We start from the raw sequence: 12,358 nt of genomic DNA, 5'->3' as shown, positions 1-12,358 counted from the left end.
GGCCGATGTTAATCAACTGAGAAAGATGATGCCATGCAGGACGGGCCTTGTCGACCACTAACTGGCGAATCAGACCCCGAGGTATTGGGTCAGCAACTCGGGCCGCGCGTGCAGATCGGCGGAACTGCCTTGAAACACCACTTCGCCTTTGACCAGAATGACGTTTCTGTCTGTGATCTGCGTCACATGCTTCCAGTTTTTGTCGACAATGACGCTGCTGATGCCGGTTTCGCGCACCAGCTTGCAGATGCGCCAGATGTCTCGCGCAATCAATGGCGCCAGGCCTTCCGTGGCCTCATCCAGAATCAGCACATCGGGATTGGTCATGAGTGCGCGGCCAATCGTCAGCATTTGCTGTTCACCGCCGCTGAGCTGCTGGCCGCCATGGCCCAGCCGTTCCTTCAGGCGCGGAAAAGTTTCCAGCACGCGTTCGTAGGTCCAGTCGCGCTGCCCCCGGGTGCCTGCGCGGGCGGCCATCTTGAGGTTTTCCACCACACTGAGATTGCCGAAGATGCCGCGCCCTTCGGGCACATAGGCAATGCCCAGTTGAGAAATTTCATAGGGCGCTCGGCCCAGCATGGGTTTGCCCATGATGTCGATGCTGCCCGAGCGCGGCTTGACCAGCCCCATGAGGCTTTTGAGCAGGGTACTTTTGCCCATGCCGTTGCGCCCCATCAGGCCCATGGTTTCGCCGCGGGCCACTGAAAAATCAATACCCCGCAGGATGTGACTGGCGCCGTAATAGGTTTGGATGCCTTTGGCATCGATCAACAAGTCGCTCATGAGATATCCGCAGTAGGGCATCCTTCGACAGGCTCAGGACGAACGGGAGGAGACTGACCCCGCGTCTTTACCAGCAGGGGCCGCGGAACTGGCTTTGCCAGGCCGCAGGCGCAGCGCCCCCTTGGGGGGCAGCGCATTACACGAAGTGAAAAGCGTGGGGGCATCAGTGCTCCCCAAGGTAAGCGGCCTGCACGTTCGCGTCGGCGCGAACATCTGCTGGCGCGCCGCTGGCAATCACCCGACCATCCACCATCACGGTCAGCTGATCGGCCAGCGTGAACACGGCATCCATATCGTGCTCAACCAGCAAGATGCCATGGTCCGCCTTGAGTCTTTGCAGCAGCGCCACCATGCGCTCGGCCTCCGCCATGCCCATGCCGGCCAGTGGCTCGTCAAGCAGCAGCACCTGCGGCTCGGTTGCCAGGGTCATGGCGATTTCCAGTTGACGCTGTTCGCCGTGGCTGGTGTTGCCGGCGATGCTCTTGACGCGATCTTTAAGGCCAGATAGTTCGATTGCCCTTTCCGTACGGGCGTTGATAGCTATAAAATCAGTAGCATTGCTGAGCCAGCGCAACGGATGCGGGGTGCGCGATTGCGCCGCCAGGCGCACGTTGTCCCAAACGGTGAAGGGCAAAAAGATATTAGTCTTCTGGTAACTGCGGCCCAAACCCTGGCGGGAAATTTTTTCGGGCGTCCATCCTGTGACGTCCTGCGTGCCGAGCTGAATCGTGCCGGAGGTGGGCGGCAGGTCGCCAGACAGAAGATTGGTCAATGTTGATTTACCGGCGCCGTTGGGACCAATGACCGCATGGATGTGGTTGCGCCATAGGTCGACCGATACGTCGTTGACGGCAGCGAGCCCGCCGAAGCGCTTGGTCAGGCCGCGGGCGCTGAGCAGGACTTCAGGCATCGCCCGACTCCCTGCGTTTACCCAGTCGCTCCGCAAGGCTCAGGATGCCGCGCGGCGCAAAGGTGACCAGAAGCACGATGAACAAGCCCATCCACAGCTGCCAGTGTTTACCCAAATTAACGCTGCCAACTTGCGGCAAGTCCTTGAAGACATGCAGCAGGTATTCAAACCCGAAGGCCCCAACGATGGCACCGGCGAAGTTGCCCATGCCGCCCAAAATCACCATCATGATGACGTGAGCACTCATGTGAAAACCCATCAGCTCCGGGTTGACGTAGCCTGTCTGGACGCCCCACAGGTAACCCGCCAGACCTGCGAGCGCCCCAGCCAGCGTGAAGGCGGACAACTTGTAGCCAAAGGTGGAAAAACCCATGGCGCGCATGCGGTGCTCATTGACCCGAATGCCAGCCAGCGCACGCCCGAACGGACTCCAGAGCAAACGGCGGAGAAAGGCATACACGCCGATCAGCGCAAGCAGCGTCACGTAGTACAGCGTGAGTTTGTTGTCCAGCGTCCACCACGAAAAAGGCGTCCAGCCAAACAGCGCAATCTCCGGTTTGAAATTCACATACAAGCCGTCCGAGCCACCTAGCAGCTTGTTGTCGAAAAAGAGGTAGAACACCATCTGCGCAAAGGCCATGGTGACCATGATGAAGTAAATGCCGTGGGTGCGAACCACAAAAAATCCGATGACCAGGGCTGCCAAGCCGGAGCCCAGCACAGCCAGTGGCAACGTCCACCACAGGCTGACCGCCTCACCTTGCGGCGTGAGGAAAGCCAGCGCGTAGCCTGCAAGACCAAAGTAGGCCGCGTGGCCCAGCGATACGAGTCCGGTCACGCCCTGTAGCAAATCCAGGCTCATCGCGAAGATGGCCATGATCATCATGCGCGTGACCATCTGGGCATAAAAATCGGTACCGACAAAGGGAAAGGCGAGGAGGGCGATCAGGCCCAGTGCCAGCGCCACCTGTACGCCACGCGGCAGGATTTCGAGATTGGCCTTTGCCGCGCTCATTGTTTAAATAACCCTTCAGGCTTCCACAAAAGAACCGCCGCCATCAACATATAAACCAGCATGCCCGCCACCTGCGGCAACAGCACCTTGCCGAAGGTGTCGACAAGGCCGACAAGCAAGGCTGCGATCATGGCGCCTCGGACCGAGCCAATACCGCCGATCACCACCACAACAAAACACATGATGAGCACTTGCGATCCCATGTTGGGGTACACGCTGGCAATGGGCGCGGCAATCATCCCCGCCACTGCGGCAAGCGTCACACCCAATGCAAACACCGTGGCGTGAATCAGCTTGATGTTGATGCCCAGCGACTCGGCCATTTCGCGGTTGAATGCGCCCGCGCGAATCTTCATGCCCAGCCGGGTTTTCGAAATCAGCAAATACAGGGCCAGCGCGAGCGCCAGACACACGCCAGACATGAAGAGCCGGTACACGGGGTAAGAAAGGTTGTCTGTGAGGACGACCGATGCACCCAGCAACTCCGGAATCGGAACGCCATGGACATCGTCGCCCCAGATGATGGAACGCAACTCTTCAAAAATGTAAATCAGGCCAAAGGTCAGCAGCACCTGGTCCAGGTGATCACGGTGATAGAAGTGGCGAAAGAGCAACCACTCCAGCATCAACCCGAAAATCGCCGACAACACCGCGCCAGCAAGAATGGCCATCGTCAGACTGCCGAAGTACGCGCTGAGTGACCAGGCCAGATAGGCGCCCAGCATGTAAAAGCTGCCGTGGGCAAGGTTAACCACACCCATGATGCCGAAAATCAGGGTCAGGCCGGCGGCCAGCATGAACAGCAGCAGCCCATACTGGACGCTGTTGAGCAGCTGAATGAGAAAGTTGGCGAGATCCATCGTGTTTCAAGCCAGAAAGGGGGAGGGCTGAGGGCGGTATCTGTCAGCAGGGGCCGCGGAACCGGCTCTGCCGGGCCGCAGGCGAAGCGGCCCCCTCGGGGGGCAGAGAGCTACACGCAGTGAGCGACCGTGGGGGCTCATGTTTGCCGGCGCGTGAATAGCAGCAGGCCGCCCATGAGCGTAAAAAGTCCTCCGGAAACCTGATTGAACCGGCGAACCGCGTGGCTGGAGCGCAGCAGCGGGGCAAGACGCGAGACACCCAGCGCGCAGGCACTCAGCACGGAAAATTCAAAGGCAATAAACGTCAGCGCGAGGATGGCGAACTGCGGCGCAAAAGGGGCGGCGGGATCAAGAAACTGCGGAAAAAACGCGGCAAAGAAAAGAATCGCCTTGGGATTGCTTGCGCCTACCAGAAAGCCGCGCAGAAAGAATGAGCTGCGCGGCGTGTCGGACAAACCTTTGTCACCGTGGAGCAGGGCCCCATCACTGCGAAAAGTTTTCACACCCACATAAATCAAATAGGCCGCACCCAGCACCTTGGCGACTGTGAAGGCGGCTTCCGAAGCCGCCAGCAGCGCACCAAGCCCCAGCGCCGACAGCAGCATCACGCACAGCACTGCACTGATGCTTCCGAACGCAGAGCTCAGCGCCTTGCGCGGGCCATGGTTCAGGGACGTCGTCATGCACATCAGCATGGTCGGCCCCGGCGTGAAGATCAGCAGCGCGACGGCTGCCAGGTAAAGGAGGTAGGTGGTGAGAGTCATGGTGGTAAAGATAGCATCCCTGTGAAGGGTCGGGAGCCACGCGCGGCGCGCTCCCGTGTATCTCTTAATTCAAGCAGGGGCCGCGGATCTGGCTCCGCCAGTCCGCAGGCGCAGCGGCCCCCCTTGGGTGGGCAGGGCGCTACACGCAGTGAGCAATCGTGGGGGCTTAACTCAATTTGCAGCCGGCGCCCGAGTCTGCCAAAGCTTTGGCAGCAACACCCAGCACCTTGTTCTCTTTGTTTTCAACCACGCGCAGGTAGATGTCCTGAACCGGGTTGTGCGACTTGCTCATGGTCCACTTGCCGCGTGGGCTGTCAATGACCGCGCCTTCCATGGCTTTGTAGAGTGCCGGTTTGCTGTTGAGGTCGCCCTTGACAGCGTTGGCACCCTGCACAAGCAGAAGGCCGGTGTCGTAGCCCTGCACGGCATACACGTCGGGCTGCATTTTGAAGCGGCTGGCATACGCGGTGCGGAAGGCCTTGTTGCGTGGCGTGTCCAGCGAGTCGCTGTAGTGCATGGTCGTGATGATGCCGTCAGCGGCCGGGCCCGCTGCGTCCAATACGCCTTCGGTGAGAAAGCCGGAGCCGTACAGCGGAATCTTGCCCTTCAGGCCGGCTGCAGCGTAGTCGCGGATGAACTTGGCGGCGCCGCCACCAGCAAAGAAGCAGGCGACAGCGTCGGGCTTGAGCGCGGCGATTTCGGTCAGCAGCGCCTGAAACTCCACCTGTGGAAATGGCAGGCCCAGCTCTTTGACGATGGTGCCGCCAGCTGCGGTGTAGCTCTCCTTGAAGCCTTCAAAGGCTTCGTCGCCAGCGGCGTACTTCCAGGTGATCCACACGGCTTTTTTGTGCCCTTTGGCCACCATGGCCTGCCCAAGTGCGCGGGTAGGCTGCGAGTTGCTGAAGGAAGTGCGAAACACATTGGGCGCGCACAGGCTGCGCGTGGCAGCGTGCACACCAGCGTTTGGAATGAGGCTGAGCACGCCGGAGTCGCGCGCGACTTTCTGGATACCCATCTGCACGCCAGAGTGCACGGTTCCAACCAGCACGTCGACCTTGTCACGCTGCACCAGCTTGCTGGCGTTTTCAATGCCTTTTGAAGGATCCGACTCATCATCGACCTTGAAAAATTCAACCTCACGGCCACCCAGCTTGCCGCCTTGCTGGTCAAGCGCCATGCGGAAGCCGTTTTCAATAGCCACGCCCAGCTGCGCAAAGGTGCCGGTATAGGGCAGCATGAAGCCGACACGCACCTTGTTGGACTGGGCCCGCACTATTTGCGGGAGCAGCAGGCCGGTGGATGCTGCGCCAATAACTGCAGCACTCTGGCTGAGGATCAGGCGGCGTGATGGGGAACGTGTGGTCATGAAAACTCCTGGTTGACGGTATGGAGGCGGTAGAACAGGGAAATGGTAGCTGTGCCTGATTAAAACTCCCTAGTGAAAAACCCGAGATTGAAGATTGAATTGTTTAAATCTAAAGCAAAGACCAGGCCTGATAGGGCCTGGTGCCTCTCAGGCCGACGTTTTCTGTCGCAATTTAAAGCGCTGAATCTTGCCTGTGGCGGTTTTGGGCAACTCGGTCACAAACTCAATCCACCGCGGATACTTATAGGGGGCCAGCTGCTGTTTGACATGCGCCTTCAGCTCGTCAGCCGTGACCGTGCATCCCGCTTTAAGCACCACGCAGGCCTTGGGCTTGACCAGTTCGTCTGCATCAAGCATGCCAATCACGGCGGCCTCCAGCACTGCCGGATGGCTGGCCAGGCTGGCCTCTACCTCAAACGGTGAGACATAAATACCGCCGACCTTGAGCATGTCATCCGTGCGGCCGCAGTAGGTGTAGTAGCCGTCGGCATCAACCGTGTATTTGTCGCCGCTGCGGGTCCAGTCGCCTGCGAAGGTAGCCTTGGTTTTGGCGCGGTTGTTCCAGTACATCAGCGCCGCGCTGGGGCCACTGATCTGCAACTCGCCAATTTCGCCGACGCCGCTGTCGCGCCCGTCGTCCCCGACGATGCGCAATGCGTAACCCGGGACTGCCTTGCCAGTGCTTCCGTAACGCACCTCGCCGGGCCGATTGCTCAGAAAGATATGCAGCATTTCGGTGGAGCCTATGCCGTCCAGAATTTCACAGCCATAGTGCGCCGTCCATTTTTTGCCGATTTCAGCCGGCAGCGCTTCGCCTGCACTGGCGCAGATACGCAGCTTCAATTCAGACCGGCTCGGCGGGGCGAGGTCTGCCAGCAGCGCCGCGTAAAGCGTGGGTACGCCGTAAAAAATAGTGGCCTGGTATTTCTTCAAAATCCCAAACACCTCGGCGGGCGTCGGGCGCAGGGGCAACAGGATGGTAGTGGCCCCCACGCTCATCGGAAAGGTCAGCGCATTGCCCAAGCCATAGGCGAAAAACAGCTTGGCGGCAGAGTACACAAGGTCGGACTCTTTAATGCCAAGCACGCCGCGGCCGTATAACTCCGCCGTTTGAATCAGATGGCTGTGCAGGTGCACGGTGCCTTTGGGTGTGCCTGTCGATCCGCTGGAATACAGCCAGAAGCACGCGTCGTCTGCGCAGGTAGTTGCTATGGTTTGTGTAGCATCATGCCCCCGTACCATATGGGCAAGGGTCGTGTAAGAGCGTGAATCCTCAACGCCCGCGAGGATCACGGTTCGCAGGGTCGCAACCGTGCCAATCAAGGGTTCAAAAGCGGGCAGCAGGGGCGCGGACACCACCAAGCCCTGGGCGCGGGAGTCGCGCAGCATGAAGTCAAAGTCCTGCGTGGTCAGCAGGGTGTTGGCAGCCACCGGCACCACCCCGGCCAGGATGCAACCCAAAAATGCCACTGGCCATTCCAGCGTGTCCAGCATGGCTAAAAGAATACGGCTCTCGGGGACAAAACCTTGCGCACGCAGGGCATTGGCAAAGCGGTGGGACTGCTCTGTCAATTCGCCATAAGTTAGCTCGGCGCCGCTGACCGCATCAATAAATGCCACCTTGCTGCCGCGTCCTGCATTGCGGGCCAGAAGGTCATGCGCGGCGTTGTAGTCGCGCGGGATGTCTATGCGGGGAGGGCTGACGGAGTGGTCGGCGCGGCTGAGCTTCATGACTTCTCCACTTTGCTACTGTTTTTATAGCTGCTTGCGCGCGCGGTGATTGGGCGTTGAGCACATTTGAGCAGTAATGAGCCTCACGCCGTGGTTTCAGTGGGGGACGTCTGTGCCAAGGCCAGCGCCAACCATTCCCGGCACCAGGCCGTGCCTTCAGTTTCGGGCAGGGTGCCGGCGCTGGCGTCGTGACACCAGACTTCACCAACACGCTGCGCGCCCAGGCCCTGCAGCCGCTCGTCAAATTTTTTGCCCCCAAAACAGAAAGTCTGCAGGTAAGTGCGATCGCCCAAGGCAATCACCCCGTAGCGCACATGACCCAGAAATTGAGGCTGAGTGTCCAGCGAGTCGTAGAGCATGCGCGCGTTGTCGGGCACATCGCCTTGCCCGTAAGTGGATGAGCAGATGAGATATAACGCATCTTCTGCGGGCGGCTGGCCAAAAACGTCGATTTCCAGGCCATCCATCAGCTTGATCTCAATGTCACTCACCAGATCGGCGCAATCCATCTGAATGGCCTGTGCGACGTAATCGGCAGTGCTCGTCATGGTTCCAACCAGGATTTTGAGTTTCATGTTGTTCCAATCATCCTGAGCCCTGTCCAGAGCAATACATGCAGTAAACTGCTTGACATAAATTTAATGTGAAGTATATTGCAATATTGATCTAGCGCAAAGACTTTTCATAAAAATGGTGGTTCATGCAAGTCATGTCTGAAATTGATGCCAAAGCAACGCTGGCGGAACTGGGTTCCCGGGTAAGGGCCTGGCGTGCCCGTCGCGGCATGACCCGCAAGCAACTCGCCACCGATTCAGGTCTCAGCGAGCGTTTTCTGGCGGATGTCGAAACGGGCAAGGGCAATGTGTCCATCAACTCCCTCGAAGCCGCAGCGCGGGCCCTGAATATCTCGATGATCGAATTGCTGCAGGATGCACCGCGCCCGGCGTTGGCGCGGGTGCACGGCATGCTCGGGCGGCTGGACGATAGCCAGCTCGATCAGGCCTACGCGCTGCTGGGCAATACCTTTGGGCTTGGGGATACGCTGGGCCGCGAGCAGCGTATTGCGCTGATTGGTTTGCGCGGAGCGGGCAAGTCGACCCTGGGCATGAAACTGGCAGCTGATCGCGGTGTTGCCTTCATCGAACTGGACCGGGAGATCGAGCGCGAAGCCGGCACCAGCATGAACGAGATTTTGTTGCTGCACGGTCAGGCCGGTTATCGCCGCTACGAACGGCGCGCGCTGTTTCGCATTGCCGAGGACCATGCCGATGGTGTCGTCATGACCACAGGCGGCAGCATTGTCAGCGAGCGCGAAACCTTTGACCTGCTGCAAAGCCGTTTTTACTGTGTGTGGCTCAAGGCCAGTCCCGAAGAACACATGGCCCGCGTGGTTGCGCAAGGGGACATGCGACCTTTTGATACGACGCGCGGGGCCACCAACGAGGCGATGGAAGACATACGCCGCATTCTGGCCAGCCGTGAAGCGTTGTACGCGCGCGCTGATGCGGTGGTCGATACATCCGCCCGCACGCTGAAGCAAAGCCTGAAAGACATGGAGCGGGCCGTTCCTGCGCTCGCACAACCAAAGGACATTAAATGAATGCCATGACTGAACCGCTGTTGTTCAAACAGGTGATAGCCGGCGGGGAACGCGAGCTGGTGAGTTTTGCCACCCACCCCAGCAAGTACCAGCACTGGACCTTGACCATAGAGGGTGATGTTGCACGCCTGAAGCTGGACATCAATGAAGACGGCGGCATCAAGCCGGGCTACAAGCTCAAGCTCAACAGCTACGACCTGGGTGTGGACATCGAGCTGCACGATGCCATCAACCGCATTCGTTTTGAACATCCGTCTGTCAAGGTAGTGGTGTTTGAAAGCGCAAAGGAAAAAATATGGTGCTCGGGTGCCAACATCTACATGCTGGGTTTGTCCACCCACGGCTGGAAAGTCAACTTCTGCAAGTTCACCAACGAAACCCGCAACGGACTGGAAGATTCTTCACGTCATGATGGCCTGAAGTTCATCGCTTCGGTTACCGGAGCGTGCGCCGGAGGCGGCTACGAACTCGCCTTGGCCTGTGACCGCATCGTCATGGTGGACGACCGCAGCTCGACCGTGAGCCTGCCCGAAGTGCCGTTGCTGGGCGTGTTGCCTGGAACCGGCGGACTTACCCGCATAACCGACAAGCGCAAGGTCCGCCGGGACCTGGCCGATATCTTCTGCACCACCAGCGAAGGCGTGCGCGCCGACCGGGCTAAGGACTGGAAGCTGATTGACGCGCACGCCAAACCACAGCAGTTCAGCGCTTTGGTTGCTACAGAAATAGAAGCACTCCGCGCCCGTTCTACGAGGGCGGGCGGCCTAAAAGGCATAGAACTGGCGCCCTTGAAGGCACAGATTGACGATAGCGGCTACCACTACAGTGTGGTGGATGCCCTTGTGGATCGCAGCACCCGCATTGCCACCATCACGGTGAAGGCGCCGGCGTCGGCTATTGAGTCCACGCCGGAATCGATTGAAGCGGCGGGCGTCAACTGGTATCCGCTCAAACTTCAGCGCGAACTGGACGACGCAATCCTGAATCTGCGTACCAACGAACTTGAAGTCGGTACATGGGTGATCAAAACCGTGGGTGATGCAGGCGAGGTGATCCGCATGGACGACGTGCTGGCCAAACTCAATGATCACTGGCTGGTGAAAGAGACCACAGGAGCGCTGCGCCGCACCCTGGCGCGTATCGACGTCACAAGCCGATCGCTGATTGCGCTGGTTGATGCTGGCTCCTGCTTTGCCGGTACGTTTTATGAGCTGGCCCTGGCCTGCGACCGCATCTACATGCTGGACTTGCCGGATTCGCCCGATGCAGCCCCTGCCTTGCAACTGAGTCCGGCCAACTTCGGCTGGTTTCCAGCGGTCAACGGACTCACGCGCCTGCAAACCCGCTTTTACGAAGATGCAGTCACCATCGCGCAGTTGGAAAAACTCGGCGACAGCAAACTGCGCGCGGATCAGGCGCTGGAGCTGGGTCTGGTCACCTTGACCCCTGACGACATCGACTGGGACGACGAGATCCGGATCACGCTGGAAGAGCGTGCATCCATGTCGCCAGACGCCATGACTGGCATGGAAGCCTCGCTGCGTTTCCCGGGCAGGGAGACGATGGAGACGCGTGTTTTTGGGCGCCTGAGCGCCTGGCAGAACTGGATTTTCATTCGCCCGAATGCGGTGGGTGAAGACGGCGCGCTGAAACTTTTCGGCACCGGCAAAAAAGCCAAGTTCGACTGGAAAAGAATCTAAATGTTTTGACCGTTCGCACTGAGCCTGTCGAAGTGCTGGTGCGAACACAGGAGGGCTTCGACAAGCTCAGCCCGAACGGATATTCCCAAGGAACTCATCATGTCCACCATTGACCTGCAAGCCCTCATCCCCAACAACGTCAACCTCGGCGAAAACCGCCAGCTGCAGCGCGCGCTGGAGCACTGGCAACCGGCGTTCATGAACTGGTGGGACGAAATGGGCCCGAGTGACTTCAAGGCCAAAGAGGTCTATCTGCGCACCGCCGTCGGCGTGGACGCGTCGGGCTGGGCCAGTTACGGCTACACCCCCATGCCCGACTATCGCTGGGGGATTTTTCTGGCTGACAAGGAAGAAAACCGCAAGATCGGTTTTGGCGACCACATGGGTCAGGATGTCTGGCAGGAAGTGCCGGGCGAATACCGCAGCGCCTTCCGACGCCTGATCGTCACCCAGGGCGACACCGAGCCAGCCTCCGTCGAGCAGCAACGCCTACTGGGCCACACCGCGCCTTCGCTCTACGACCTGCGCAATCTGTTTCAGGTCAACGTGGAAGAAGGGCGCCACCTCTGGGCCATGGTCTACCTGCTGCACGCCCACTTTGGCCGTGATGGCCGCGAGGAAGCCGAAGAGCTGCTGACCCGCCATAGCGGCGACGCCGACAAGCCGCGCATCCTGGGCACCTTCAACGAGCCCATGGACAACTGGCTCAGCTTTTTCATGTTCACCTATTTCACCGACCGCGACGGCAAGTTTCAGCTCAAGAGTTTTGCCGAAAGCGCGTTTGATCCGCTGGCCCGCACCACACGTTTCATGCTGACTGAGGAAGCCCATCACATGTTCGTCGGCGAAACCGGCATCGGCCGCGTCATCAAGCGCACGCTGGAAGTGATGAAAGAGCTGGACACAGACAACGTCGACACCTTGCGCAAAGCAGGCGTGATCGATTTGCCGACGGTGCAAAAATTCATGAACTTCTGGTTCACCTCTTCGCTGGACTTGTTTGGTTCAGAGGCTTCGTCCAACGCCGCCAACTACTTCAGCAACGGCATCAAGGGCCGGCCCGACGAAGCCAAGTTTGCAGACCACGTTGAACTCGAAACCGAAATGACCATCCAGGTGCCGGATGGCAAGGGCGGCTTGAAGAACGAAACCATCTCGACCCGAAACGGCATGAACGAGATCACCCGCCTGGAGTACGTCAAAGACTGCAATGTCGGGGTCACGCGCTGGAACATGGCTATCAAACGCGCTGGTGTGGACTTTGAGTTGAGCCTGCCCCACACGCGTTTTCGCCGCAGTGTCGGCGCTTGGGCCGGTGCACACACCGACCCCCAAGGCAACCCCGTCAGCGAAGCAGAGTTTGAAGCCCGGAAAGATGGCTGGCTGCCAAACGATGCAGACAAAACCTTCATCCACAGCCTGATGCAGCGTGTGATTGAACCCGGCAAGATGGCGGGCTGGATCGCACCACCGAATCGCGGCATCAACGCCAACCCGGTGGGTTATGAGTACGTCAAGCTGTAGGCGTTCTGGGTAAACCAGGCCTAGCGTGGGCCCCCTTTGCCAGATCCCTGAAACATATCCCGCTAGACAACTTGGCAGAATGCGGCAACACTTGTGCAAGAGGAC

At 59.2% G+C, this 12,358-nt stretch carries 11 protein-coding genes; 3 read left to right on the top strand and 8 right to left on the bottom strand.

The features are described 5' to 3' along the window. Nucleotides 1–69: 69 nt before the first annotated feature. From VE934_RS12865 to VE934_RS12830, 8 genes are all read right to left on the bottom strand, one after another. Nucleotides 70–783, bottom strand: coding sequence for an ABC transporter ATP-binding protein (locus tag VE934_RS12865; RefSeq protein WP_324888085.1), 714 nt, complete (start codon nucleotides 781–783; stop codon nucleotides 70–72). A 163-nt stretch (nucleotides 784–946) separates the two neighbouring features. Beyond that, nucleotides 947–1,693, bottom strand: a complete 747-nt coding sequence (locus tag VE934_RS12860; protein WP_324888083.1) for an ABC transporter ATP-binding protein — start codon at nucleotides 1,691–1,693, stop codon at nucleotides 947–949. Next, nucleotides 1,686–2,708, bottom strand: a complete 1,023-nt coding sequence (locus VE934_RS12855) for a branched-chain amino acid ABC transporter permease (protein ID WP_324888082.1) — start codon at nucleotides 2,706–2,708, stop codon at nucleotides 1,686–1,688. Before VE934_RS12855 ends, VE934_RS12860 begins: the two co-directional genes overlap by 8 nt. Then, nucleotides 2,705–3,568 (bottom strand): branched-chain amino acid ABC transporter permease, encoded by an 864-nt coding sequence (locus VE934_RS12850; protein ID WP_324888080.1) that lies wholly within the window; start codon nucleotides 3,566–3,568, stop codon nucleotides 2,705–2,707. The genes VE934_RS12855 and VE934_RS12850 overlap by 4 nt, the downstream gene beginning before the upstream one ends. A gap of 137 nt (nucleotides 3,569–3,705) precedes the next feature. Next, nucleotides 3,706–4,332, bottom strand: coding sequence for a LysE family translocator (locus VE934_RS12845; protein WP_324888078.1), 627 nt, complete (start codon nucleotides 4,330–4,332; stop codon nucleotides 3,706–3,708). A gap of 166 nt (nucleotides 4,333–4,498) precedes the next feature. Beyond that, nucleotides 4,499–5,698, bottom strand: coding sequence for an ABC transporter substrate-binding protein (locus VE934_RS12840; RefSeq protein ID WP_324888076.1), 1,200 nt, complete (start codon nucleotides 5,696–5,698; stop codon nucleotides 4,499–4,501). Between the two features lie 147 nt (nucleotides 5,699–5,845). Further along, the gene (locus tag VE934_RS12835) at nucleotides 5,846–7,429 is read right to left on the bottom strand and encodes a benzoate-CoA ligase family protein (protein ID WP_324888074.1); all 1,584 of its coding nucleotides are present in this window, start codon (nucleotides 7,427–7,429) and stop codon (nucleotides 5,846–5,848) included. A gap of 83 nt (nucleotides 7,430–7,512) precedes the next feature. Next, nucleotides 7,513–8,004, bottom strand: a complete 492-nt coding sequence (locus VE934_RS12830) for a flavodoxin domain-containing protein (RefSeq protein WP_324888072.1) — start codon at nucleotides 8,002–8,004, stop codon at nucleotides 7,513–7,515. Between the two features lie 125 nt (nucleotides 8,005–8,129). Here VE934_RS12830 and VE934_RS12825 point away from each other — a divergent pair, with 125 nt between their 5' ends. The 3 genes from VE934_RS12825 (at nucleotide 8,130) to boxB (ending at nucleotide 12,253) form a co-directional block, all read left to right on the top strand. Continuing rightward, the gene (locus VE934_RS12825; RefSeq protein WP_324888070.1) at nucleotides 8,130–9,029 is read left to right on the top strand and encodes a helix-turn-helix transcriptional regulator; all 900 of its coding nucleotides are present in this window, start codon (nucleotides 8,130–8,132) and stop codon (nucleotides 9,027–9,029) included. Between the two features lie 5 nt (nucleotides 9,030–9,034). Next, nucleotides 9,035–10,729 carry a 2,3-epoxybenzoyl-CoA dihydrolase gene (boxC, locus tag VE934_RS12820; RefSeq protein WP_414693850.1) on the top strand — a complete coding sequence of 565 codons (1,695 nt, stop codon included), beginning with the start codon at nucleotides 9,035–9,037 and terminating at the stop codon, nucleotides 10,727–10,729. 99 nt (nucleotides 10,730–10,828) lie between these two features. After that, a complete protein-coding gene (gene boxB, locus VE934_RS12815; protein ID WP_324888066.1) occupies nucleotides 10,829–12,253 on the top strand; it encodes a benzoyl-CoA 2,3-epoxidase subunit BoxB in 1,425 nt (474 codons plus the stop codon). Nucleotides 12,254–12,358 lie beyond the last annotated feature (105 nt).

Source organism: Polaromonas sp. (genome assembly GCF_035638815.1).
Taxonomy (GTDB): Bacteria; Pseudomonadota; Gammaproteobacteria; order Burkholderiales; family Burkholderiaceae_C; genus Polaromonas.
The sequence above is the reverse complement of the archived record's forward strand: the minus strand, read 5'-3'. Positions and strand labels throughout refer to the sequence as shown.

What these genes read in the sequence shown, in the direction of transcription:
- boxB (WP_324888066.1), top strand. Translation starts at nt 10,829, where the DNA reads ATGTCCACCATTGACCTGCAAGCCCTCATCCCCAACAACGTCAACCTC.
- boxC (WP_414693850.1), top strand. Translation starts at nt 9,035, where the DNA reads ATGACTGAACCGCTGTTGTTCAAACAGGTGATAGCCGGCGGGGAACGC.
- VE934_RS12850 (WP_324888080.1), bottom strand. Translation starts at nt 3,568, where the DNA reads ATGGATCTCGCCAACTTTCTCATTCAGCTGCTCAACAGCGTCCAGTAT.
- VE934_RS12855 (WP_324888082.1), bottom strand. Translation starts at nt 2,708, where the DNA reads ATGAGCGCGGCAAAGGCCAATCTCGAAATCCTGCCGCGTGGCGTACAG.
- VE934_RS12835 (WP_324888074.1), bottom strand. Translation starts at nt 7,429, where the DNA reads ATGAAGCTCAGCCGCGCCGACCACTCCGTCAGCCCTCCCCGCATAGAC.
- VE934_RS12845 (WP_324888078.1), bottom strand. Translation starts at nt 4,332, where the DNA reads ATGACTCTCACCACCTACCTCCTTTACCTGGCAGCCGTCGCGCTGCTG.
- VE934_RS12865 (WP_324888085.1), bottom strand. Translation starts at nt 783, where the DNA reads ATGAGCGACTTGTTGATCGATGCCAAAGGCATCCAAACCTATTACGGC.
- VE934_RS12830 (WP_324888072.1), bottom strand. Translation starts at nt 8,004, where the DNA reads ATGAAACTCAAAATCCTGGTTGGAACCATGACGAGCACTGCCGATTAC.
- VE934_RS12860 (WP_324888083.1), bottom strand. Translation starts at nt 1,693, where the DNA reads ATGCCTGAAGTCCTGCTCAGCGCCCGCGGCCTGACCAAGCGCTTCGGC.
- VE934_RS12840 (WP_324888076.1), bottom strand. Translation starts at nt 5,698, where the DNA reads ATGACCACACGTTCCCCATCACGCCGCCTGATCCTCAGCCAGAGTGCT.
- VE934_RS12825 (WP_324888070.1), top strand. Translation starts at nt 8,130, where the DNA reads ATGCAAGTCATGTCTGAAATTGATGCCAAAGCAACGCTGGCGGAACTG.